The 21,821-nt window shown below is 66.2% G+C and carries 22 protein-coding genes; 12 read left to right on the top strand and 10 right to left on the bottom strand.

The features are described 5' to 3' along the window. Positions 1 to 9 precede the first annotated feature (9 nt). Positions 10 to 2,241 carry an ATP-binding protein gene (locus BSY239_RS05160; protein WP_069045904.1) on the bottom strand — a complete coding sequence of 744 codons (2,232 nt, stop codon included), beginning with the start codon at positions 2,239 to 2,241 and terminating at the stop codon, positions 10 to 12. Positions 2,242 to 2,327: 86 nt separating this feature from the next. Between BSY239_RS05160 and BSY239_RS05155 the strand changes: the two genes are divergently transcribed. From BSY239_RS05155 to msrA, 5 genes are all read left to right on the top strand, one after another. Beyond that, positions 2,328 to 2,588: a DUF3297 family protein gene (locus tag BSY239_RS05155; RefSeq protein WP_069045903.1), complete on the top strand. Its 261-nt coding sequence runs from the start codon at positions 2,328 to 2,330 to the stop codon at positions 2,586 to 2,588. 49 nt (positions 2,589 to 2,637) lie between these two features. Beyond that, on the top strand, positions 2,638 to 3,216 hold the full coding sequence (locus tag BSY239_RS05150; protein ID WP_069045902.1) for a DUF1439 domain-containing protein: 579 nt from the start codon (positions 2,638 to 2,640) through the stop codon (positions 3,214 to 3,216). Between the two features lie 22 nt (positions 3,217 to 3,238). Then, entirely contained in the window at positions 3,239 to 4,105 is an 867-nt protein-coding gene (locus BSY239_RS05145) for a PA4780 family RIO1-like protein kinase (protein WP_069045901.1), read from the top strand. A gap of 67 nt (positions 4,106 to 4,172) precedes the next feature. Beyond that, positions 4,173 to 4,670, top strand: coding sequence for a peptide-methionine (R)-S-oxide reductase MsrB (msrB, locus tag BSY239_RS05140; RefSeq protein WP_216637498.1), 498 nt, complete (start codon positions 4,173 to 4,175; stop codon positions 4,668 to 4,670). Next, on the top strand, positions 4,667 to 5,284 hold the full coding sequence (msrA, locus tag BSY239_RS05135; protein ID WP_069045900.1) for a peptide-methionine (S)-S-oxide reductase MsrA: 618 nt from the start codon (positions 4,667 to 4,669) through the stop codon (positions 5,282 to 5,284). The genes msrB and msrA overlap by 4 nt, the downstream gene beginning before the upstream one ends. Here msrA and xerD read toward each other — a convergent pair. Together xerD and BSY239_RS05125 are read right to left on the bottom strand one after the other, a co-directional pair. After that, positions 5,281 to 6,198, bottom strand: coding sequence for a site-specific tyrosine recombinase XerD (gene xerD / locus BSY239_RS05130; RefSeq protein ID WP_069045899.1), 918 nt, complete (start codon positions 6,196 to 6,198; stop codon positions 5,281 to 5,283). The genes msrA and xerD overlap by 4 nt on opposite strands. Beyond that, the gene (locus tag BSY239_RS05125; RefSeq protein WP_069045898.1) at positions 6,198 to 7,175 is read right to left on the bottom strand and encodes a tripartite tricarboxylate transporter substrate binding protein BugE; all 978 of its coding nucleotides are present in this window, start codon (positions 7,173 to 7,175) and stop codon (positions 6,198 to 6,200) included. The genes xerD and BSY239_RS05125 overlap by 1 nt, the downstream gene beginning before the upstream one ends. Positions 7,176 to 7,356: 181 nt before the next feature. Between BSY239_RS05125 and BSY239_RS05120 the strand changes: the two genes are divergently transcribed. Beyond that, positions 7,357 to 8,277, top strand: coding sequence for an AEC family transporter (locus BSY239_RS05120; protein WP_069045897.1), 921 nt, complete (start codon positions 7,357 to 7,359; stop codon positions 8,275 to 8,277). Between the two features lie 25 nt (positions 8,278 to 8,302). Then, the gene (locus tag BSY239_RS05115) at positions 8,303 to 8,794 is read left to right on the top strand and encodes a CreA family protein (protein WP_083239822.1); all 492 of its coding nucleotides are present in this window, start codon (positions 8,303 to 8,305) and stop codon (positions 8,792 to 8,794) included. Between the two features lies 1 nt (position 8,795). Here the strand turns inward: BSY239_RS05115 and BSY239_RS05110 are convergent, their stop codons facing one another. Genes BSY239_RS05110 through BSY239_RS05100 form a run of 3 tightly spaced genes read right to left on the bottom strand, consistent with a single transcriptional unit; the run spans position 8,796 to position 11,263 of the window. Next, the gene (locus BSY239_RS05110; protein ID WP_069045896.1) at positions 8,796 to 9,449 is read right to left on the bottom strand and encodes a hypothetical protein; all 654 of its coding nucleotides are present in this window, start codon (positions 9,447 to 9,449) and stop codon (positions 8,796 to 8,798) included. Next, positions 9,446 to 10,450 (bottom strand): MlaD family protein, encoded by a 1,005-nt coding sequence (locus tag BSY239_RS05105; RefSeq protein ID WP_069045895.1) that lies wholly within the window; start codon positions 10,448 to 10,450, stop codon positions 9,446 to 9,448. The genes BSY239_RS05110 and BSY239_RS05105 overlap by 4 nt, the downstream gene beginning before the upstream one ends. A gap of 6 nt (positions 10,451 to 10,456) precedes the next feature. Next, complete coding sequence (locus tag BSY239_RS05100; protein ID WP_069045894.1) at positions 10,457 to 11,263, bottom strand: MlaE family ABC transporter permease; 807 nt, start codon at positions 11,261 to 11,263, stop codon at positions 10,457 to 10,459. A 156-nt stretch (positions 11,264 to 11,419) separates the two neighbouring features. Between BSY239_RS05100 and BSY239_RS05095 the strand changes: the two genes are divergently transcribed. Beyond that, positions 11,420 to 12,982, top strand: a complete 1,563-nt coding sequence (locus BSY239_RS05095; protein ID WP_069045893.1) for an acyl-CoA synthetase — start codon at positions 11,420 to 11,422, stop codon at positions 12,980 to 12,982. Here BSY239_RS05095 and queG read toward each other — a convergent pair. Further along, positions 12,970 to 14,055, bottom strand: coding sequence for a tRNA epoxyqueuosine(34) reductase QueG (queG, locus tag BSY239_RS05090; protein WP_172823077.1), 1,086 nt, complete (start codon positions 14,053 to 14,055; stop codon positions 12,970 to 12,972). The genes BSY239_RS05095 and queG overlap by 13 nt on opposite strands. 51 nt (positions 14,056 to 14,106) lie before the next feature. Here queG and tsaE point away from each other — a divergent pair, with 51 nt between their 5' ends. Next, positions 14,107 to 14,625 carry a tRNA (adenosine(37)-N6)-threonylcarbamoyltransferase complex ATPase subunit type 1 TsaE gene (tsaE, locus tag BSY239_RS05085; RefSeq protein WP_069048785.1) on the top strand — a complete coding sequence of 173 codons (519 nt, stop codon included), beginning with the start codon at positions 14,107 to 14,109 and terminating at the stop codon, positions 14,623 to 14,625. Next, the gene (locus tag BSY239_RS05080; protein WP_069045892.1) at positions 14,622 to 16,064 is read left to right on the top strand and encodes an N-acetylmuramoyl-L-alanine amidase; all 1,443 of its coding nucleotides are present in this window, start codon (positions 14,622 to 14,624) and stop codon (positions 16,062 to 16,064) included. The genes tsaE and BSY239_RS05080 overlap by 4 nt, the downstream gene beginning before the upstream one ends. Here the strand turns inward: BSY239_RS05080 and BSY239_RS05075 are convergent. The 3 genes from BSY239_RS05075 to BSY239_RS05065 all read right to left on the bottom strand — a co-directional run bounded on the left by BSY239_RS05075 (position 16,061) and on the right by BSY239_RS05065 (position 18,826). Further along, positions 16,061 to 16,567: an aromatic-ring-hydroxylating dioxygenase subunit beta gene (locus BSY239_RS05075; RefSeq protein ID WP_172823076.1), complete on the bottom strand. Its 507-nt coding sequence runs from the start codon at positions 16,565 to 16,567 to the stop codon at positions 16,061 to 16,063. The genes BSY239_RS05080 and BSY239_RS05075 overlap by 4 nt on opposite strands. A gap of 1 nt (position 16,568) precedes the next feature. Next, positions 16,569 to 17,903, bottom strand: a complete 1,335-nt coding sequence (locus tag BSY239_RS05070) for an aromatic ring-hydroxylating dioxygenase subunit alpha (RefSeq protein WP_069045890.1) — start codon at positions 17,901 to 17,903, stop codon at positions 16,569 to 16,571. 269 nt (positions 17,904 to 18,172) lie between these two features. Then, entirely contained in the window at positions 18,173 to 18,826 is a 654-nt protein-coding gene (locus BSY239_RS05065; RefSeq protein ID WP_069045889.1) for a DedA family protein, read from the bottom strand. Between the two features lie 29 nt (positions 18,827 to 18,855). Between BSY239_RS05065 and mutL the strand changes: the two genes are divergently transcribed. Together mutL and BSY239_RS05055 are read left to right on the top strand one after the other, a co-directional pair. Beyond that, on the top strand, positions 18,856 to 20,787 hold the full coding sequence (gene mutL, locus BSY239_RS05060; protein ID WP_442905764.1) for a DNA mismatch repair endonuclease MutL: 1,932 nt from the start codon (positions 18,856 to 18,858) through the stop codon (positions 20,785 to 20,787). Between the two features lie 137 nt (positions 20,788 to 20,924). Then, positions 20,925 to 21,791, top strand: coding sequence for an alpha/beta hydrolase (locus BSY239_RS05055; RefSeq protein ID WP_069045888.1), 867 nt, complete (start codon positions 20,925 to 20,927; stop codon positions 21,789 to 21,791). The last annotated feature ends 30 nt before the right edge of the window (positions 21,792 to 21,821 follow it).

Raw genomic sequence — 21,821 nt, 5'->3', positions numbered from 1 at the left:
CTGCAGGGTTCACGTTCCGGCGGGTGGCCGGGCGGCTTGGCGCACGACCCGATCGAGCACCGCATCCAGCTCACTGGCCTCCACCGGCTTGCTCAGCACCGCGGCAAACAAGGTCTCCACCACATCGCCATCGGCCTCGTCCAGATTGCCGCTCAACAGAACCACCGGTGGCGGTTGCCCCATGGAGCGGATGCGCTGACCCAGACCCAATCCATCAAGCCGGGGCATGGACAAATCGGTCAGCACGACGTCCCAGCGTTGGGTGGACTGCACCAGATAGCTCCAGGCTTCTTCGCCGTCCCGCGCGCGCGTCACGTTCCAGCCTTTGCGTTCCAGCAGGGTGCTCCACGATTGCCGAACCAGCTGGTCATCGTCGACAAACAGCAGTTCGCGCCTGCGTTTGTCCGGCGACGGGTCTTTTGCGGGGGCCGGCGCTGATTCGGCGTCTTCGCAGGCGGGCAAGTAAAGACTGAAGGTGGTCCCCTCGCCGACGACGCTGTTCAGACCGATGTGTCCCCCGTGGTGGGCGGTGATGCCCTGCGCCACCGACAAGCCCAAACCGGTGCCACGCCCCACACCTTTGGTGGTGAAAAAGGGTTCGAAGACACGGTCGGCCACCTCGGGCGGCATGCCGGGTCCGAAGTCCCGAACCTCGATCGTCAGAAAGCGTCCCCGGACCAGTTTCGCCATGTCGGCGGGCAACGACCGGGCGCTTGCGGCGGGAAGGATGACCTCGTCGATGGTGATCTCGATCCGCCCTTTGCCCTCCAGGGCGTCCGCCGCATTGATCAACAGGTTCACCAGCACCTGCTGCAGTTGCGTGGGATCGCCTTCAACCAGGTCTTGTTCCACACGTTGGATGGTCGCGATGTCGCACTCGCGCGTGAGCCCTGCGCTGACCAGCCGGCGGGTGTCTTCTACCAGGGTTCTCAGGTGCAGGCGCTGCAGCTTGGGTGCTGTCTTGCGGCCAAACGCCAGCAGCTGGCGGATCAGCCCGTCGGCGTACTTGGTGGCCTTCAGCGCCTGTCCCAGCGACTCATGGCCCGGGTGCTTCTCCTCCAGGTCCTCCATCGTGAGCCGCACCCAGCCCGTCACGGCAGCCAGCGAGTTGTTGATGTCGTGGGCGATGCCTCCCGCCAGCCTGCCCAGGGCTTCCGATTTCTGGCTCTGCATCAATTGCGCCTGAATGGACTCCTGCCGCTCGAAAGACAGCCTCTGCTGTTGCGCATCCGATTGCACCCGCTGCAGCAGCCCGTTGACGCCACGGGCCAGCGAGCTGATCTCGTCATTGCCTTGCACGAGCACCGGGGGCGCTGCCGTCGGCCCGTCCCGGGTGATGACGCCGATGTCGCTGTAGAGGCGCTGGAGCCGTTTGAGCAAAAAGTGGTCGAGGATCAGCACCAGCAGCAGGCTGGCCATCAGAGATGTGATGGCAACCATCATCATGCCCTGCCAGTTCAACGCTTCGCCTTGCTCCTGCAGACGCCGGTCCAGACCGAGGATCAGCTCCGCCACCGGGCGACCTTCGTGGTCTTGCAGCACCGCGTGCAGGTCGTCCAGATCGGCATTGGCCCGCTGAACATGAAACTGCTCCCCCGAATGTGCGGGCAACTCGAACGAGAGGCGCGCTGGCATCATCAACACATCGGCCAGGCTGTCCACCTCGGCCTGGTCAAAGCGGCGCACCATCACCATGACACCCTGTGCCGCCCCCTCCTCCACATCCGGCTGACGGACCGCCGCCGCGATGACGATCTCCAGTTCACCCTCCACCACACGAAGGGTCTGCAGCACCGCCTTGGGATCCTTGCCTGACAACACCTGCAGGGCCAGTTCTCGCAAGGGCGCAATGCGCTCGTCGGTCATCCTGGAGAGCCGCTCTGCGCTCTCGCGCTTCACAGTGGACAGCACGCGGCCCTGGCGGTCGATCACCAGCACATCCGAGATGCGCAGGTAGCCCATGTTGTCGGTGTCGAAGTTCTCAGTCAGGAAGCTGGGCCGTTGGCCGCGGACGAACTCCACGGCGTCGTCCCAGTAGGCGTAGTCCTGGGTCGTGGCGCTCAAGCCCTGCACTTGCTGGTTGAGCACGCGTTTTGCCCGCTCCCCCTCCCGCTCTGCGTGTTCCGTCTCCAGTCGGGAGAACGAATCCTGCACGATGGTGCGCACGCCCACCAAGGCTCCGCCCGCGCACACCGCGACCGCCAGGAGGATCAGCCCCCAGGCCTTGTGTTGTAGTTTCATGGTTCGAGTATCGGCATTTTGAGTCACCAGCGGAGCGGTGCGTGGCCAGCAGATGGACAATCCGTGAACTGGTCGACAATCTCGCCATGAACGACCAGACCTCCACCCCCAACACCCGCCCCACCCTCCCCGACCGCCTCTCCATCGACGCCCGCAGCCCGCACCACGTGGCCGCCGTGTTCGAGCACGACATCGGCATCCGCTTCAACGACAAGGAACGTTTCGACGTGTCCGAGTACTGCATCAGCGAAGGCTGGGTGAAGGTGCCTTCGGGCAAGACGCTGGACCGCAAGGGCCAGCCGCTGCTGATCCAGCTCAAGGGCCGGGTCGAGGTGTTCTACAAATAGAGACCAAATGCGCTGAACGCATGGCTGCTGGCCGACTCGAACCCGACCTATGCGCCGCAGAACCCTTTTGTCAGCCGCCTTGTGCGGCACCTCCACGACCCTGGCCTGGGCCCGGGCACCCGAGGCCGACGACCCTCCGTCAAAACCCCCGGGCGTCACCGTGCCCACCGCTGTGCTGCAAAGCTCGGTGGCGCAGCGCTTCCCCATCCGTTACCCGGTGCAGGGCCTGCTCAACCTGGACTTGCAACCCCCCACGCTGAGCCTGTTGCCCGCGCAGAACCGCCTGCGCGCCGCGATGGAGGTGGACGCCGCTGGCCCGGCGCTCAACCGAAGCCACCGGGGCACGTTCGATCTGGACTTTGCGCTGCGCTACGAGGCCAGCGACCGCACCTTGCGCGCGCACCAGTTGCGCATCGACCGGCTGCGTTTTCCCAGCCTGCAACCCGGCGTGGTGGAACTCCTCAACACCTACGCCCCCGCGCTGGCCGAACAGTCATTGCGCGAAGTGGTGTTGCACCGCCTGCAACCGCAAGACCTGCGCATGGCCGACGCCATGGGCATGCAGCCGGGCACGATCACGGTGACCGACGCGGGCCTCGTGATCGGCTTCGTGCTCAAGCCCTTGTGACCCCCGGGCGCACAATCGCCCGATGAAAGTTCCTCCCCGACTCCAGTCCCTCGTTGAAGAGGGTCTCATCGACACCGTGGTGCGCCAGCTCATGAGCGGCAAGGAAGCCATGGTCTATGTGGTGCGCTGTGGGGACGACACCCGCTGCGCCAAGATCTACAAGGAAGCGAACAACCGCAGCTTTCGCCAGGCGGTGGACTACACCGAGAACCGCAAGGTGAAAAACTCGCGCCAGGCGCGCGCCATGGCCAAGGGCACGAAGTTCGGGCGTGAATCGCAAGAGGCCGCGTGGCAAAGCGCCGAGGTGGACGCGCTTTACCGCCTGGCCGCGGCCGGCGTGCGGGTGCCCCAGCCGTTCAACTTCGCCGACGGCGTGCTGCTCATGGAGCTGGTGACCGATGCCGACGGCGACGCGGCACCGCGTCTCAACGACGTGGCGTTCACGCCCGGGCAGGCCCGCCAACACCACGCCACGCTCGTCGGCGAGGTGGTGCGCATGCTGTGCGCGGGCGTGGTGCACGGTGACTTGTCGGAGTTCAACATCCTGCTGGCGCATTCGGGCGAGGATGGCAGCGACGATTTCCCCGTGATCATCGACCTGCCCCAGGCGGTGGACGCCGCCGGCAACAACCACGCCCAGCGCATGCTGCTGCGCGACGTGGCCAACCTGCGCGACTTCTTCGGCCAGTTCGCGCCCGAGCTGCTCAAGACGCAATTCGGCGCCGAGATCTGGAGCTTGTACCAGAGCGGTCTGCTGAGCAACGACACGCCACTCACCGGCGGCTACGAGCGCGCACCGGGCGCGGTGGACCTGGGCAGCGTGATGCGCGAGATCGACGACGCGCGCGACGAAGACACGGCGCGCCGCCTGCGCATGGCGCAGACGTAAAGCAGGTCTTTACACCGAGTACCCGTGGGGCCGTGTAAGGAATGCCGGCTGTGGTCGACTCACAACCATGAACATGCCGTCCCACCCCACCCGTCGCCAGACCATGAAACTGCTCGCACTGCTTGGCCTGGGCTCTCAGGTTGCCGCCCCCGTGGCCCAGGCCCTGGCCGCCACCGACCCCTGGAAACTCAGCGAGGCCGAGTGGAAGAAGCGTCTGACGCCGGCCCAGTTCGACGTGCTGCGCGAAGAAGGCACGGAGCGACCGGGCAGCAGCCCGTTCAACGCCGAAAAGCGCAAGGGCGTCTACCACTGCGCGGGCTGTGACCTGCCGCTGTTCTCGTCCGACACGAAGTACGAAAGCGGCACCGGCTGGCCGAGCTTTCACACGCCGCTGGCGGGCGCGCTGGGCACCAAGACCGACTACAAAGCGATCTTTCCCCGCACCGAATACCACTGCGTGCGCTGCGACGGCCACCAGGGCCATGTGTTCAACGACGGCCCCAAGCCCAGCGGCAAGCGCTACTGCAACAACGGCGTGGCGCTCACCTTCAAGGCGGCGGCATGAGCGCGCGCTGGCTGGGCAGCCTGTTGCCCCTCATGACCTCGGTGCTGTTCTTTGCCGGCGCGGCGCACGCTCAGACCGCTCCCGTCACCGCCAAAGCCACGTTCGCCGGTGGCTGTTTCTGGTGCGTGGAGGCCGACTTCGACAAGATCCCCGGCGTGATCTCCACCACCTCGGGCTACATCGGCGGCACGACGGCCAACCCCACCTATCAGCAGGTGTCTCGCAACGGCACGGGCCACGCCGAAGCGGTGGAGATCGTGTTCGACCCGACCAAGGTGAGCTACGCCACGCTGGTTGAAAAGTTCTGGCGCACCATCGACCCGACGACGAAAGACCGCCAGTTCTGCGACACCGGCAACCCTTACCGCACCGCCATCTTCACGCACGACGCCGCACAGGCCGAGGTGGTGAAACGTTCGCTGGCAGCGCTTGAAAAATCCAAGCCGTTCAAGGAGCCGATCGTCACGCAGGTGGTGCCCGCCAGCACGTTTTATGCGGCCGAGGACTACCACCAGGACTACTACCTGAAGAACCCGATTCGCTACAAGTACTACCGCACGAGCTGCGGGCGCGATGCGCGCCTTGAACAACTCTGGGGTCCGGTCAAAAACTAACCCCGCGGATGGTGCTGCGCCACGATGGTCTTGAGGCGTTCGCGCGCCACGTGGGTGTAGATGGTGGTGGTGGAAATGTCGGCGTGGCCAAGCAGCATCTGCACTGCGCGCAGATCCGCGCCGTGGTTGAGCAGGTGGGTGGCGAACGCGTGGCGCAAGGTGTGGGGCGAAATGGTTGCAGTGATGCCGGCGGCCAGCGCGTACTTCTTCACCAGCTGCCAGAACATCGCGCGCGTCATGGCCTCACCCACGCGTGATCCTCGTGAGGTGACGAACAGGTCTTCGCTCTGCAAGCCGTTCAGGATGTCGCCGCGCCCCTGCCCCAGGTAACGCTGCAGCCACTGCCCGGCCACCTGGCCAAAGGGCACCAGCCGTTCCTTGTTGCCCTTGCCGGTGATGCGCAGCACCTGCTCGTTCATGGCCACGTGCCAGGTCTTGAGGGTCACGAGTTCGCTCACGCGCAGGCCGCTGGCGTAGATCAGCTCCAGCATGCATCGGTCGCGCAGGCCCAGCGGTGTGCCCACATCGGGCGCGTTGATCAAAGCCTCCACCTGCGCTTCCGACAGGGTCTTGGGCACACGCATGGGTTGGCGCGCGGGTGAAAGACGCAACGTCGGATCGGCGGTGATGAATCGTTCGCGCAGCGCCCATCGGAAGTAGCGCTTGAACACCGTCAGCCGGCGGTTGGCCGTGGTGGCGCGCGACTGGCTGTGGCGCTCGCTGAAATAGCCGTTGAGATCGGCTTCGGTGGTCTGCGGCAGTGTCTTGCCCTGCCCGGCGAGCCACTGGCCCAGCAAAACGAGATCACGCCGGTACGCGTCCAGCGTGTTGCGCGAGAGGCCCTCTTCGAGCCAGAGCGCGTCGACAAAAGCCCCGGCAAGGTCCTCGCTGGTCGATGCCAGGGCCTGGGTCATCACTCCAGCTTGAGCTTCTGCTTGGCGACCACTTCCTTGTAGACCTCGAACTCCGCCTTGATCTGGGCGGTGAACTCGGCCGGCGTGTTGGCCACGATCAGCGAACCGGTTTCCTCCACGCGCTTTTTCACGGCGGGATCGTTCAGCGCCTGGCGGGTGGCGTTGGACACCTTGTCCACCACCTCCTGCGGCAATCCCTTGGGACCGATCAGCCCGTAGTAGGCCATGCGGTTCACCGCCTCCAGCCCCACTTCCTTGAACGTGGGCACATCGGGCAGCACCGACACCCGCTGGGGCGCGGCCACCACGATGGCCACCAGGCGGCCCGCCTTGATGTGCGGCAAGGCGGAGGGCAGGTTGTCAAAAATGATGGGCACCTGCCCACCAATGGTGTCGTTGAGGGCCGGGCCGGCACCGCGGTAGGGAATGTGCGTGATGAAGGTGCCGGTCAGGCTTTTGTAAAGCTCGGTCTGCAGGTGGCCGATGCCGCCCGTGCCCGAACTCGCGTAGCTGTACTTGCCCGGGTTTTTCTTGAGTTCGGCCACGAACCCCTTGTAGTCCTTGGCCGGAAAGCTCGGGTGCACCGCGATCACGTTGGGCGTGGCCGCGATGTTGATGATGGGCGTGAAATCGGTGAGCGTGTTGTACGGGATCTTGGTGTTGATGGCCGGGTTCGCTGCGGTGGTGGACACCGTGGCCATGCCCAGGATGTAGCCGTCGGGCGCGGCGCGCGAAAGCTCCAGCGCGCCAACCACACCGCCGCCACCGGCCTTGTTCTCCACGACCATGCTCTGGCCAAGCGCCTTGCCAAGCGACTCCGACATGACGCGCGCAATGATGTCGGTGGTGCCACCGGGTGCAAACGGGACTTGCAGGCGAATGACCTTGTTGGGATAGGCCTGGGCCCAGGCGGAACCACCCACCACCACCGTGGCGGAGGCCAGACCGATTGCAACCAGTTGACGACGAGAAACCATGAGACTTGCTCCTTGCTTGAGACATCGATGAAGGTGGACCGGGGTCGGCCCTGTCCGCGCGACCGGGGTACGGCTGCGCGATGCGAGCCTGCAATGTAGCTGCTGGGCAAGCGCATGACCATGGGACAACTACATAAGTGGAAACCCCCGAACACCGTAGGGAGCACGCTATGCTCCCCCGGTGAATTTCGCCCAACTCCTCTTCCCCGACTTCTCGCTCATCCTCTGCGGCTACCTGATCTGCCGCTTCACCGCCCTCAACCGCAAGGTGTGGGAGCAGGTGGAGAGCCTGGTTTACTACTTCCTGTTCCCGGTGCTGCTGTTCCACAGCATCGTCAAAAGCCCGCTCGACCTGAGCCAGGCCTCCAGCCTCATGGGTGCGGGCTTCACGCTGGGCCTGTGCGGCATCGCGCTGTCGTACTCGCTCCCGCACTGGCCGTGGATCGGCAAACACCTGGACGTGCGCCTGCACGCGGCCAGCGCCCAGGTGGGCTTTCGCTTCAACTCGTTCATCGCACTCGCGCTGGCCGAGAAGGTGGCCGGGCCGCCGGGCCTGCTCATGATCGCGGTGCTCATCGGCGTGTGCGTGCCGTTGTTCAACGTGGGCGCGGTGTGGCCCATGGCGCGCCACGCCAACAAGGGATTCATGCGCGAGCTGGTGCGCAACCCGCTGATCGTGGGCACGGTCTCGGGCCTGGTGGCCAACCTGCTGGGGTTCTCGATGCCGTTCTGGCTGGAGCCCACGGTGAACCGCATCGGCCAGGCCTCGCTGGCCTTGGGCCTCATGGCCGCGGGTGCCGGCATGCAGTTCGGCATGCTGGCCAGCGCCAAGACGCTGGGTGGGCTGGTGCTCGCCGTGAAACACCTGAGCATGCCGGTGATGGCGCTCGGGCTGGCCCTGCTGTTCCGCCTCGACCCGACCCAGACCACCATCCTGCTGATGTTCTCGGCCGTGCCCACCGCGTCCAGCTGCTATGTGCTGGCCGCGCGCATGGGCTACAACGGACCTTACGTGGCCGGGCTGGTCACGCTGTCCACCTTGCTGGGCATCGCGAGCCTGCCGCTGGCGCTCGGCGTGCTGCGGCCTCTGGCTGGCGCATGATCCACCTCCTCTTCTGAAAGCCACCATGAACCCCATTCGCTGTTTCACCCCCCTGTCCTGCCTGGTGCTGGGACTGCTGTCCGCCACCTCGGCGGTGCACGCACAAGCCATCGGCGAAGTCGACACGGTGTTCAAGCTGTTCGGACCCGACCACAAGATCGTGGTGGAGGCGTTCGACGATCCCAAGGTCCAGGGCGTCACCTGCTACGTGTCGCGCGCCAAGACCGGTGGCATCAAGGGTGGGCTGGGCCTGGCCGAGGACAAGTCGGACGCCAGCATCGAGTGCAAACAGGTGGGTGCCGTGTCGTTTGTGGGCGACCCCATGAAACAACAGGAAGTGGTGTTCACCGAGCGCACGTCGTTCCTGTTCAAGAAGCTGCAGGTGGTGCGCATGGTCGACAAAGCCCGCAACACGCTGGTCTACCTGAGCTACTCCGACCGCGTGATCGAGGGCTCACCCGACAACAGCATCACCGCCGTGCCCCTGCCCGCGGGCACCACCATCCCCATGCGCTGATTCAGCGCGGCGGCGCCACCAGGTCGATGCGGCGCTGCAGGGCTGCAGCCGCGGCGGCATCGCCTGCGGCTTGAGCGCGTTGTTGTTGCACCTTCAGCCAGGCCAGCAGGGGCCGACGCCAGCCGCGCGCCGAGGCGGTGTCCAACGCGGTGGCAACCACGCCGGGAGTGGCACGGCCGCTGCGAAACAGCACGCCGGCGGCCACGAGTTGCGAGAGCGGGTCCTGGATCGCGACCAGCGCCGCGTCTGGCGCCGCGTTGCCGACCAGACCGCGGTGCACCTCGGGCAGCAGCGCTGCATCGCCCGCCTGCGCCGTGCCCGCCAGGTAACGCGCGTAGGCCTGCTCGGCCGGTGCTGCGTCCTGCGCAAGCGCATCAAAACCGGCACAAGGCTCCACCACCAGACTGGCCACCCGCGTGGCACAGCGCAGCAGCTCCAGCCGCGCCACCAGCGCCACCTGGCCCGTGCGCGCCACCTCGGCACGCGCCCGGCCGAACTCCGCCGCCTCGATGCGGTTGTCACCGCTGAGCCAGGCCTCGGTGGCACGTTCGCTGCTGCCTTTGGCCTCGGCCGGCCAGTCGGGTGGGGGTGGGTTGCTGGAGCAGGCGGCGAGCGCCATCAAGCCACACGCAACGACGGAGATTCGTGTGTTCATGGAAGCTTGATCTCGGTGTCGCGAGCGAAAGGCCACTTGCGGTTGATGTCGTTGATGAGCCCGTCGACCTTGCGCAGGCTGGACTCGACCTCGCCTCGCAGCACGCCCAGATCGGTCGTGGCTTCGCGCGTGTTGCTGGCAATGCCCTGGGCCTCCACCAGCACCGCATCCACCTTCTGCAGGCTGACCCTGGCCTCGGCGAGCAACCCATTGAGTTGCTGCACGGTCGCGCGGGCGTCCGTCACCAGGCCGCCATCGGCAGAGCCCTGGCCGAACACCTGTTTGTTCGCATTGCTCACCAGGCTGTCCATGCGCTGGGTCAGCGTTTCCGCGCGCGCCAGCAAGGCATTGGCGCGCTCCACCGTGACCACCAGTTTCCTGGCGTCCTCGTCGTTGCCCATCAACACACCCATGGCGCCCTGCGGACCCTTGAGCCGCTCGGTGGCGCTCTGCACGTTGTTCAACGCGGTGTCCAGCGCAGCGTCCTTCCTGGTCAGAGCGGCCACGTTCTCCAGCACCTCGCGCATGCTCGCCGCGAGCTTCGGGATCTCGGCCGCGGTGTCGCCGCGCAGCACGGTGCGTTCCGCCCCGTCGGGCAGCGCCGGGTCGTCCAGCACGCCGCTGTAAGCGCGGATGCGCGTACCGCCCACCAGGCCGCGCTCCATGGTGAAGATGCTGGAGGTCCGCAGCCACTTGGCGTCCTTGCTCGGCACGTCGATCAGGATGCGCGCCGTGCCGTCCGCGCCCAGCTCGATGCGCCCCACGCGACCGATGGGAAAACCGGCGAAGGTCATGTCCATGCCCACCACCACGCCCTCGGAGTCGTCGGAGATCAGCACCAGCCGCTGCGTGTCTTCGAACATGCCGCGGGCGTACATCACATAGAGCGCCGAGCCGACCACCAGCACCAGCAAGGCCACGAGCAGGAGCGCGGCCTTGAACTCGAGGTTCTTGACCTCCGGGGTCTCGGCGGACCTGGAATCGTCGGGTGTGAGGTTCATGGGAGATCAGTAGTAGTTGCCGACCAGCGACATGATTTCGATGAGCAGCACAACAGAGAACAGGCGCGCGAACTCCGAGATGTCGCTGCGTTGCGCGTACAGGCCCTGCGCATCCTGCTGCGCACTGCCGGCCAGCGGCACCACCGCCACGGCCAGACTGAAGAAGAGCGTCTTGAGCGTGAAGATCAGCGTCACCGCCGGCGTGAACACCTGGCCCACGCTGCGCGTGTAGCCCGGCAGGCCCCAGTGCGAAAAGCCGTAGACCGTGAGGTAGGTGAGCACCAGTGCGATCACACAGCTCAGCGCCGCCAGCATCAACACCGAGAACACGGACGCCAGCGCGCGGGGCAGCAGCTCGGTGATCAACAACACACCCTGGCCCAGCTCCTGGCCCGTGCGCTGGTGGGCGGACAGCCGCTCGCGCACCTGCTGTGCCCCCGGCATGGCGTAACGCGCCGCGACAAACATGGCGGCGTACAAAGGAATGAGTTCGAGCACCAGTGTGCGCACCAGCACACCCAGGGCGTACTGCGACAAACCGTAGCTGTAAGCCGTTGCCACCACGATGCGGATCAGCACCAGGCTGATGAGCGCCGAGAGCACGAGGAAGCCGGTGAGCAGCGGCGCGGTGGCCTGGACAATGTGCAACAACACCGTCTCGCGACGCGGCCCCGTGGCGTAGCTCGACGGTGTGAGTGCCACCACCAGAATCTGCGCACCCAGCATGACCACCTGCCACCAGGTGAACCACCACAGACGCGCCCGATGACCCCAGCGGGTCATGAGCGTGTGGCTGGCAGAGACGGGGTTCATCGGCCGATGATAGTCCGCGGTTGTGAAGGATTTGCCATGTCCGCGGTGTGCAAAGGTGACAGCAGGCTGGTGAAAACGCGCATGGTCAAACCGGTTGGTTGGGCTTCAATCAGGCCACCGGCCCCAGCCGCCGACCATCCTTTCAGGAGCCCATGCATGTCCTCGACCCTTCCGCCGGTGGTGCGGCGCCAGACCATCGCCGACGCCCTGCACCGCACGGCCTTGCGCCTGCCGAACAAAACGGCCATCGTCTGCGGTGAAACCGCCTGGAGCTACGCCGACTTCGACGCCCTGGTCAGCCGCCTGGCCGCGGGGCTGGCCCACCTGGGCGTGGCCGAGGGCGACAAGGTGGCCGTGCTGGCGCGCAATTCCCACGGTTTTGCGGCCCTGCGTTTTGCCCTGGCGCGCCGTGGCGCGGTGCTGGTGCCGATCAACTTCATGCTCAAGGCCGACGAGGTGGCTTACATCCTGCGCCACGCAGGCGCCAGAACCCTGGCCACCGACAGCGGCCTGACAGCGCTGGCGCGTGAAGCCGCCGCGCTGGACACGGTGGTGGAGCGCTTCATCTGGCTGCCCAGCGAAGACCCCACCGAACCCGACCCGGCCATGCACCGCTTCGACCACCTGGCCGCCAGCCCCGACCCGATGCCCGAGGTGGACCTGGGCAGCTTCGACCTGGCCCAGATCGTCTACACCAGCGGCACCGAGTCCACGCCCAAGGGCGCCATGCTCACGCACGATGCGGTGCTGTGGCAGTACGTGAGCTGTGTGATCAACGCCGAGATCGCCGAGGTGGACCGGGCACTGCATGCGCTGCCGCTCTACCACTGCGCCCAGCTCGACGTGTTCTTTGGTCCGGCCATCTACATCGGCAGCAGCAACGTGATCACGTCCAGGCCGGTGCCTGAGAACCTGCTGGCGCTGATCGAAAAACACCGGATCACCAGCTTCTTTGCGCCGCCCACGGTGTGGATCGCGCTGCTGCGCTCACCCCTCTTTGATGCCGAAAAACTCAAGAGCCTGGTCAAGGGCTACTACGGCGCTTCCATCATGCCGGTGGAGGTGCTCAAGGAGCTCGCGGCGCGTCTGCCCGGCGTGCGGCTGTGGAACCTGTACGGCCAGACCGAGATTGCGCCGCTGGCCACCATGCTCGGCCCGCAGGACCAGCTGCGCAAACCCGGCTCGTGTGGCAAGGCCGTGCTCAATGTGGAAACACGTGTGGTCAACGACGCGATGGACGATGTGGTGGTGGGCGAGGTCGGCGAAATCGTGCACCGCTCACCGCACCTGATGCTGGGCTACTTCAACGACCCCGAGCGCACCGCGGCATCGTTCGAAGGCGGCTGGTTCCACAGCGGCGACCTGGCCCTGATCGACGACGAGGGCTACATCACCGTGGTCGACCGCAAGAAGGACATGATCAAGACCGGCGGCGAAAACGTGGCCAGCCGCGAGGTGGAGGAAATGATCTACCGCCTGGGCGGCGTGAGCGAGGTGGCGGTGATCGGCCTGCCCGATGCCAAGTGGGTGGAAGCGGTCACGGCGGTGATCGTCGTGAAGGCTGGCCAGCAACTCACCGAGGCCGAGGTGATCGCGCACTGCAACCAGCACATGGCCAGTTTCAAGGCGCCGAAGCGTGTGGTGTTCACCGACAGCCTGCCCAAGAACCCGAGCGGCAAGCTGCTCAAGCGGGAACTGAGGTTGCGTTACGCGGGTTGAGACTGCGCCAGGGCCCAGGCCACATGCTCGCGAACGATCGGGCTCGGGTGGTCGGCACGCCCTTGCAAGGCAACTTCCAAGACGGGATCGGACCGCACCCGCAGCGCATTGCCCATGGCCACGGCGATGTTGCGCAACCAGCGCTCATGGCCTATGCGCCGGATCGCACTGCCTTCGGTGCGCCGCAAGAACTCCGCTTCGCTCCAGGCGAACAGTTCGATCAGCGTTGATCCCGACAGCCCCGCGCGTTCGTCGAAGTCGGGCAAGACCGAGCGCTGCGCGAACTTGTTCCACGGACACACGAGCTGGCAGTCGTCGCAGCCGTAGATGCGGTTGCCCATGAGCGGGCGCAGTTCCAGCGGAATCGGCCCGGCGTGTTCGATGGTGAGGTAGCTGATGCATCGCCGCGCGTCCACGTGCTGTGGGCCCGTGATGGCCTGCGTGGGACACACGTCGATGCATGCGCTGCAACTGCCGCAGTGTTCGCTGACGGCCTCGGTGTGCGGCAACGCCAGGTCCACGAATATCTCGCCCAGAAAAAACATCGAGCCCGCCTCGCGGTGCAGCGCCAGTGTGTGTTTGCCACGCCAACCGATGCCGCTGCGCGACGCGAGCTCCACCTCGAGCACCGGGGCCGAGTCGGTGAACACGCGGTACCCGAAGGGACCGATGTGTGCCGCGATGCGATCGGCCAAGGCCTGCAGCCGGTTGCGCAGCACCTTGTGGTAGTCCCTGCCGCGCGCATACACCGAGACCACGGCCTCTTGCGGCCGGTCCAGCCGTTCCAGTTCGATGGCTTGCCAGCCCTCGGTCGTGGCCCGCGGCAAATAGTCCATGCGCGCGGTGATCACGCTCAAGGTACCGGGCACCAGCTCGGCCGGGCGGGCGCGTTTGAGGCCGTGCGCGGCCATGTAGCCCATGTCACCGTGACATCCAGCCGACAACCAGGCCATCAAACCGGGCTCGGCAGCCGACAAATCCACACCGGCCACGCCGATTTGGGAAAATGCAAGCTCCTGGCCCCAGGCCTGAATCTGCGAGACGAGTTGAGCGGCATCCAAAGCGACATTCATGTGAAGGGCATTGTAGGAACCCCCTCGGCTCCTGCGGCGCCGGCGTCCGCGCTGCAACCCTGGCAAGGCCGGTGGGCCACCGAAGAAGACACCCAGGCCTTTGCACAACGCCTGGCCCTGTCGCCCGCCATCGCCCACGCCACGATCACGCTGCAGGGCGATCTGGGCGCCGGCAAGACCACGCTGGTGCGCCACCTGCTGCGCGCACTCGGTGTGCGCGGTCGCATCAAGAGCCCCACCTACGCGGTGGTGGAGCCGCACAGCGCGATGGACTGCCCGGTGATGCCCGCGGGCGAGCCGCTGTCGGTGTGGCACTTCGACTTCTACCGTTTCAACGACCCACGCGAATGGGAAGACGCGGGCTTTCGCGAACTTTTTGCCAGCCCGGGTCTCAAGCTGGTGGAGTGGCCCGAGCGCGCTGGCGCGTTTCTGCCGGCGGTCGATCTGCAGATCGACATCCAACCCGACGACATGAACCCCCACACCGACCCGGAACACGACAGCGCGCGCACCGTGCGCGCCACCGCCCTCACCCCCACCGGCCTGCGGCTGCTGGAGGCACTCGCGTGACGGGACCTGTGAGCCGCCGCACGCTGCTGCGCACCGGCACGCTGGTGCTGCTGCTGGGCGTGCAACACATCGCGCGCGGTGCCAGCGTGCTGGCGGTGCGCATCTGGCCGGCCGAGGACTACACCCGCGTGACCATCGAGTCCGACGGTGAACTCAAGGCACAGAAATTCTTTGTGACCGAGCCGCCGCGCATGGTGGTGGACATCGAAGGCATCGACCTGCTGCCCGGCTTGCGTGAACTGGTGGGCAAGCTGAAGTCGGACGATCCGAACATCGGCAGCATCCGCGTGGCGCAGAACGCCCCCAACGTGGTGCGGCTGGTGATCGACCTCAAGCAGGCCATCAAACCGCAGGTGTTCAATCTGGAGCCGGTGGCCGCGTACCAGCACCGCTTGGTGCTCGACCTGTACCCGGTGAACGCGCCCGATCCGCTGGAACAGTTGATCGCCCAACGCATGAAAGACCTGGACGCGGCCAGCGAGCGCGCCGCGCGCCTGCTGGGGCTGGAGATGGGTCAGGTTGCTGGTGGACCGGGTGCGAACGACCGTGTGACGGCGGCCAACCCGGCGGACGATCCCCTGGGCGCCTTGATCGCGCAGCGCGCCAGGCCCGGTGCCAAACCAAGCGCCCCGATGGGCGACACGGGCACGGCGGTGGCTGGCGGCGCCACCTCCGGCAGCCCGGCCAAGCAGCCCCCCGGGAAACCCGGCAAGACCGAGCGCCTGATCGTGGTGGCGCTGGACCCGGGCCACGGTGGCGAAGACCCCGGCGCCATCGGCCCCAATGGAACGCATGAGAAAAAAGTGGTGCTGCAGATCGCGCAGAAGCTGCGCGACCGCATCAACGACACCCGCGTCAACGGCAACCCCATGCGCGCCTACATGACGCGCGACAAAGACTTCTTCGTGCCGCTGCAGGTGCGGGTGCAAAAGGCACAACGCGTGCAGGCCGACCTGTTCATCAGCCTGCACGCCGACGCGTTCTACACGCCGCGTCCCCAGGGCGCGAGCGTCTACGCACTCAGCACCAAGGGCGCCAGCAGCGCAGCAGCGCGCTGGATGGCCAACAAGGAGAACGCCGCCGACCAGGTGGGCGGCCTCAACGTGAAGGCCAAGGACGCCACGGTGCAGCGCGCCCTGCTCGACATGAGCACCACCGCGCAGATCAACGACAGCCTCAAGCTCGGCAGCGCCATGCTCGGCCATGTGAAGCGGGTCGGCAAGCTGCACAAACCGCGCGTGGAACAAGCCAACTTCGCGGTGCTGCGTGCGCCCGACATCCCCAGCGTGCTGGTGGAAACCGCCTTCATCAGCAATCCCGACGAAGAAGCCCGCCTCAACGATCCGAAGTACCAGGACGACCTGGCCGACGCCCTGCTGCGCGGCATCGTGGCCTACTTCAGCAAGAACCCGCCGCTGGCGCGCAACCGCCAGATCTAGACCGGATAGATCAGCGAGTTCAGCACCATCTCGCTGTCGTACACACAGGTGCGGCTCTGCAGCTTGAGGCCGTTGTCGGTGTTCACGAACGCGTCGATGTAGCGGCCCACCTGGTAAACCTCGCTCACGCTGCCCGGCTTGGTGCGAAACACCGCGTAGTTCGCTTCGGCCCGGATCGGGTCGTCGGCCGTGCCCTCCCCTGCGTGCGTGATGCGTGCCGGACTCACCACGTGGCGGGTGTAGTACGGCCCGTGGTAAATGGTCTGGCTGGTGCCGTAGATGCGGTCGCGCAGCATGCCCTGGCTTTCCAACGCGAGCAACGCCAGCGGCAGGCCGCGGTCGAAGTTTTCACGGGCCTGCACCTTGTAGCGGGCGTCTTCCACGAAGCACTCGGGCCATTCGTTGAAGCGGCGGTCGTCCAGCGTGGCCGCGTAGGCGGCGTTGAAGCGGTCCACTGCGTGGTGCAGCAGCAGGCTGTGCAGGTCCTGGTCGATCATTTGCATGTCATTCCCCCATGGCCTTGCGCCAGTAGGCGTACATCGACCGGATCAGCGTTTCGGTGACCATGTGTTCGGTGGGTGGCTGGCCCACGTCGTCGCCCCGGCCGCCCAGCTCCACCAGCGTGGTGCCGCCCTCGCCCCACTGTTTGAATCCGTCCTGGCTGAACTCGATCACTTCGCCGTCGTCGGCGCTCACAAAGCCGGCCGGGCCGAACAGGTTGGCCTGGCGCAGGCGGCGCTGCGTCATGTCCTCGGTGTCGTCGGCAAAGCCGAAGTGCGTCCACACAAAGTCGAACTCGCCCGCCCCGCGCGGCACGATGTGGCGCGTGCTCAGTGAATTGACCTGCTGCTGGACGATGAGGCTGGGGAACAGCGTGATCATGGTCACCGTGGGCGTGATGGTGGTCCCGGGGTTCGAGGGGTCGTCCACCGTCCACCAGACTTCGGGCACCACGTCGAGCAGGCGCGTGTCGTGCAAGGCCATGTCGGCCTTGAAGCTGGTCACGCCTTCGGTCACGCTTTTGTTGGCGCCGCCGTCGTTGCGTCTGGAGATCATCACCGCATGCCGGCCGTGTTCGTCCATCACCATGCGGCTTTTCTGGTCGGCGCGCCACAGGCCGAAGGTGACAAACCAGGTGTGCAGCAGGCCCGGGTGGTACGGGTCCTTGATGTTCTCCATCATCAGTTTCCAGTTGCCTGGAATGCGCTGGCGGTTGTAGCCCAGCAGCTTGAGTTCGCGGCCCTTGAAGATGCGGTCCAGCCAGGGCATCACATGGGGGCCGATGTACTGCTCGAAGGGTTCGGCATCCATGCTGAAGGTGGCGAACACCAGACCGTGCAGCACAGCCACGCGCAGTTTGGTCAGGCCGTTCTGGCTCAGGTCGAAGTCTTCGGGCATGCCGCCGTTGACACATTCGCCGTCCTTCACGCCGTCCTTGAACGGCAGGCCGGCGAGGTCGCCGTTGAGCTTGTAGGTCCACTGGTGGTAAGGGCACACAAAGCTGCGCGCGTTGCCGGTCTGGCCGTCCATGGGCGGCTGGCAAAAACGCACGCCGCGGTGCGCGCAGCGGTTCTCCACCACGCGGATGCCGGGGTCGGTGGCGCGCTCTTTGGGTGCCACGCGGTCGCGCACCATGATGACCTGGCGCTCACCGAGCCAGCTGAGCTTGTAGTCGCCGGTGTTGGGGATTTCGATGGCCAGACCCACGTAGGACCAATGTGGCCCGTAGAACAGGCGCTCGAGCTCACGCTGGTAGAGGTCGGGGTCGGTGTAGGCCCAGAAGGGGATGCGGCTGGTGCCGCGGTCGTGCCAGCGCACGAGGGCTTGCGGTGCGTTCATGTCTCCTCACGCGTCGTCTGTGTGTGGAGATAAATGATAAGCCTACTGATCAATTGCTGTTGCGCCGGTGGTCGGGGGCTTTTTCTCCGGCTGGTCCGGTCATCGGCAGCCATGAGCAAGGCTCCACGTTCACCTCAGGCTCGTGAGCGCACGGCGCTCTGCGCAGCGAAGTAAAGGAGGAGGGGCCGAAGGCCCCGGGGGACATTCGCGGAGCAGGGCGCCGTGCGCTCACGAGCCCGCGAGGTCCAGGCACACAACAAAACAAAAGCTCAGCCTGCGTCCCGCAAAGACTGCTGCCGGGCCCGCCAGGCCCCGAAGATCGCAATGAGCCCGGGAATGAAAATCATGGCCCAGATGATCTTGCTCAGGTTGGTCTGCACCCACGGCAGGTTGCCGAAGAGATAACCCGCGCCCACCAGCCCCACCACCCAGATCAACGCGCCCACCACGTTGTAGGCCGTGAACTTCGTGCGCGTCATCTCGGCCACACCCGCCACAAACGGCGCAAAAGTGCGGACAAAGGGCATGAAGCGCGCCAGGATGATGGTGATGCCGCCGTATTTTTCGTAGAACGCGTGCGCCTGGTTGAAGGCGTTGCGGTTGAAAAGTCTGGAGTTCTCCCACTGAAATACCTTCGGCCCGAAATAGCGGCCAATCGAGTAGTTGGTCTGGTCACCCAGGATCGCCGCGGCCACCAGCAGCCCCATGGCCAGCGGCAGGCTCATCAGCCCTGCGCCACACAAGGTGCCCACCACGAACAACAAGGAGTCGCCCGGCAGAAACGGCATGACCACCACGCCGGTCTCGGTGAAGATGATCAGGAACAGCAGGGCGTAGACCCAGGCGCCGTAGTTCTGCACGAAGGCCTGCAGGTGCTGGTCGACGTTGAGGATGAAGTCGATGAGAAAGGCGAGGATTTCCATAGCGGCCGATTATCCCTGCGCCCTACAATTTGCCCGTGACAACCCCACCCAGCACCTTCCAGCCGCCCCGCCGGCCCATCCGCGAACTCCCCGATGAACTGATCAGCCAGATCGCCGCTGGCGAGGTGGTCGAACGGCCGGCTTCGGTGGTGCGGGAGCTGGTGGACAACGCGCTGGATGCGGGTGCCACGCAGATCACGCTGCGCCTGCAGGCCGGCGGCGTGCGGCTCATCAGCGTGGAAGACAACGGCTGCGGCATCCTGCGCAGCGAACTGCCCAATGCGCTCAAGCGCCACGCCACCAGCAAGATCGCCAGCCTGGCCGATCTGGAGGAGGTGGGCACCATGGGTTTCCGGGGCGAGGCGCTGGCCGCCATCTGCTCGATCGCCGAGGTCTCGCTGCTCACGCGCGTGGACACGGCCGACGAACCCCACGGCTGGCTGCTCGACGGCCGCAGCGGCGAGCTGCAACCCACGGCACGCGCGCCCGGCACCACGGTCGAGGTGCGTGAACTCTTCTTCGCCACACCGGCGCGGCGCAAATTCCTGAAGACCGATGCCACCGAACTGGCGCACTGCATCGAGGCGGTGCGCCGCCACGCGCTCGCACGGCCCGAGGTGGGCTTTGCGATCTGGCACGAAGGCAAGCTGGTGGCGCAGTGGCGCGCCGTGGCCGGTGGCGGCATGGACGCGCTGCGCCAGCGCCTGGCCGATGTGCTGGGTGAAGACTTCGTGCAGCAGGCGGTGGCGCTGAACTGGCCGCTGGAGGCGCCCGATGACGAGGGGGCTGGGCGCCTGCGCGTGTGGGGCTTTGCGGGCGTGCCCGACGCGGCGCGCTCGCGCGCCGACTGGCAATTCGCCTATGTGAACGGCCGCTACGTGCGCGACAAGACCATCACCCATGCCGCGCGCAGCGCGTACGAAGACGTGCTGCACGGCCACCGGCAGCCGGTGTATGCGATCTTTGTTTCCATCGACCCGGCGCGGGTGGACGTGAACGTGCACCCGACCAAGATCGAGGTTCGTTTTCGCGATGGCCGTGAGGTGCACCAGGGTGTGCGGCACGCCGTGGAAGCGGCGCTGGCGGTGCCGCGCTCGGCTGCGACGCCCGAGGCAGCGAACGTGGAACCTGCACCGGCCTGGACACCGCCGGCACGGCAGACGCCGTTTTCGTTCGCGCCGCGGGAGCCCGAGGTGGGGCACCGGGTGAGTGATGTGGGGGCCTTGTGGGCGTACGGGTCTGGAGGGGCAACGACCAGCTCGGCCCGAACGGAGACGGGCTCCTCCGAACCGCAGACCGTCGCCACAGGCGACACACTCCCCGTTCGGCCTGAGCCTGTCCAATCCCTCACCCCTCCTCCACCCATGCCCTCCGGCGACTGGCCGCTGGGCCGCGCCATCGCGCAGCTGCAAGGCGTCTACATCCTGGCCGAGAACACACAAGGCCTGGTGGTGGTCGACATGCACGCCGCCCACGAGCGCATCGTTTACGAGCGCCTCAAGCAGCAGCTCGACGACCAGCAGGTGGCCAGCCAGCCGCTGTTGATCCCGGCCACGTTTTCTGCCACACCCGACGAGGTGGCCACGGTCGAGGATTGCACGGAAGTCCTCGGGACCCTGGGACTGGAGATCACGGCACTGTCGCCCAAGACGCTGGCCGTGCGCGCGGTGCCCACCACACTGGCCCAAGGCGATCCGGTGGAACTCGCACGCAGCGTGCTCGCCGAGCTGGGTCAACACGATGCGAGCACCGTGGTGCAGCGCGCCCGCAACGAGCTGCTGGCCACCATGGCCTGCCACGGCGCGGTGCGTGCCAACCGGCGCCTCACGCTCGACGAGATGAACGCACTGCTGCGGCAGATGGAAGTGACCGAGCGCTCCGACCAGTGCAACCACGGCCGCCCCACCTGGCGCCAGGTCGGCATGAAAGAGCTGGACGCGCTCTTCCTGCGCGGTCGCTGAACAGCGGGATGCCGGACCGCCGGTCGGGAATCTGGCGGGAATTCCGGCCTCCGGCCATGATCGCCCGGCACGCTGGCATGAAACCTGCGCGCAGCGAAGACTGAACTTTTTTCCCGGCAAGCCCCTCCATCACCGTCATGAAACGCCTGATCGCCCTTCTGCTGGCCACACTGGCCCTGCTTGCCGGTTGCGCCACGCTCGACGAGAAACAGCGCGCCTGGATCTTCCAACCCTCCGACCGCAGCTGGGCCGGCGGCACCTACGCGGCCGAGAGCATGCAGGACGTGTGGATCGATTTCACCTCCAGCGTCACCGGCAAACCCGTCAAGCTGCACGGTCTCTGGGCGCAAAACGACAACTTCACCGAGCGCGCGGATGCACCCGTGCTGCTGTATCTGCACGGCGCCCGTTTCAACGTCACCGGCTCGGCCTTCCGCGCCCAGCGCATGCAGGAGCTCGGCTTCTCCGTGCTGGCCATCGACTACCGCGGCTTCGGCAAAAGCACCAATGAACTGCCTTCCGAGGAGTTGGCCTACGAAGACGCGCGCACGGCATGGAAATGGCTCGGTGAGAAGTACCCCGGCCGCCCGCGCTACATCTTTGGCCATTCGCTCGGTGGCGCCATCGCCATCGAACTGGCGGCCCAGGTGCCCGACGAAGCCGGCACGGTGGTCGAAGGCACCTTCACCTCCATCCCCGATGTGGTGAGCACCTTCAAGTGGGGCTGGCTGCCGGTGTCGCTCTTGATCACCCAGCGCTTCGAAGCGGTCAAGCGTGTGGCCGAGATCGGCTCGCCGCTGCTGGTGGTGCACGGTGGTGCGGACCGCCTGATCCAGCCGGAGCTCGGACGCAAGCTGTTCGAGGCCGCCACGGGCCGCAAGGCCTTCGTGCTGGTGGAAGGTGGTTCTCACCACAACACCAACTCGGTGGGTCAAGCGCAATACCGGGTGGCGCTGGCCAGCCTGTTCGGTCTGCGGCCCGATGTGCGGGTGGTGAAGAACTGAACGCTGCGCCCGGGCTTTCGCGCAGGGTGT

The sequence above is a fragment of the Hydrogenophaga sp. RAC07 genome (genome assembly GCF_001713375.1).
In the GTDB taxonomy this organism is placed as follows: Bacteria; Pseudomonadota; Gammaproteobacteria; order Burkholderiales; family Burkholderiaceae_C; genus Hydrogenophaga.
Note: the sequence above shows the minus strand (reverse complement) of the source record. Positions and strands in the feature narration are given on the sequence as shown.

What these genes read in the sequence shown, in the direction of transcription:
- BSY239_RS05160 (WP_069045904.1), bottom strand. Translation starts at nt 2,241, where the DNA reads ATGAAACTACAACACAAGGCCTGGGGGCTGATCCTCCTGGCGGTCGCG.
- BSY239_RS05155 (WP_069045903.1), top strand. Translation starts at nt 2,328, where the DNA reads ATGAACGACCAGACCTCCACCCCCAACACCCGCCCCACCCTCCCCGAC.
- BSY239_RS05150 (WP_069045902.1), top strand. Translation starts at nt 2,638, where the DNA reads ATGCGCCGCAGAACCCTTTTGTCAGCCGCCTTGTGCGGCACCTCCACG.
- BSY239_RS05145 (WP_069045901.1), top strand. Translation starts at nt 3,239, where the DNA reads ATGAAAGTTCCTCCCCGACTCCAGTCCCTCGTTGAAGAGGGTCTCATC.
- msrB (WP_216637498.1), top strand. Translation starts at nt 4,173, where the DNA reads ATGAACATGCCGTCCCACCCCACCCGTCGCCAGACCATGAAACTGCTC.
- msrA (WP_069045900.1), top strand. Translation starts at nt 4,667, where the DNA reads ATGAGCGCGCGCTGGCTGGGCAGCCTGTTGCCCCTCATGACCTCGGTG.
- xerD (WP_069045899.1), bottom strand. Translation starts at nt 6,198, where the DNA reads ATGACCCAGGCCCTGGCATCGACCAGCGAGGACCTTGCCGGGGCTTTT.
- BSY239_RS05125 (WP_069045898.1), bottom strand. Translation starts at nt 7,175, where the DNA reads ATGGTTTCTCGTCGTCAACTGGTTGCAATCGGTCTGGCCTCCGCCACG.
- BSY239_RS05115 (WP_083239822.1), top strand. Translation starts at nt 8,303, where the DNA reads ATGAACCCCATTCGCTGTTTCACCCCCCTGTCCTGCCTGGTGCTGGGA.
- BSY239_RS05110 (WP_069045896.1), bottom strand. Translation starts at nt 9,449, where the DNA reads ATGAACACACGAATCTCCGTCGTTGCGTGTGGCTTGATGGCGCTCGCC.
- BSY239_RS05105 (WP_069045895.1), bottom strand. Translation starts at nt 10,450, where the DNA reads ATGAACCTCACACCCGACGATTCCAGGTCCGCCGAGACCCCGGAGGTC.
- BSY239_RS05100 (WP_069045894.1), bottom strand. Translation starts at nt 11,263, where the DNA reads ATGAACCCCGTCTCTGCCAGCCACACGCTCATGACCCGCTGGGGTCAT.
- BSY239_RS05095 (WP_069045893.1), top strand. Translation starts at nt 11,420, where the DNA reads ATGTCCTCGACCCTTCCGCCGGTGGTGCGGCGCCAGACCATCGCCGAC.
- queG (WP_172823077.1), bottom strand. Translation starts at nt 14,055, where the DNA reads ATGAATGTCGCTTTGGATGCCGCTCAACTCGTCTCGCAGATTCAGGCC.
- BSY239_RS05075 (WP_172823076.1), bottom strand. Translation starts at nt 16,567, where the DNA reads ATGCAAATGATCGACCAGGACCTGCACAGCCTGCTGCTGCACCACGCA.
- BSY239_RS05070 (WP_069045890.1), bottom strand. Translation starts at nt 17,903, where the DNA reads ATGAACGCACCGCAAGCCCTCGTGCGCTGGCACGACCGCGGCACCAGC.
- BSY239_RS05065 (WP_069045889.1), bottom strand. Translation starts at nt 18,826, where the DNA reads ATGGAAATCCTCGCCTTTCTCATCGACTTCATCCTCAACGTCGACCAG.
- BSY239_RS05055 (WP_069045888.1), top strand. Translation starts at nt 20,925, where the DNA reads ATGAAACGCCTGATCGCCCTTCTGCTGGCCACACTGGCCCTGCTTGCC.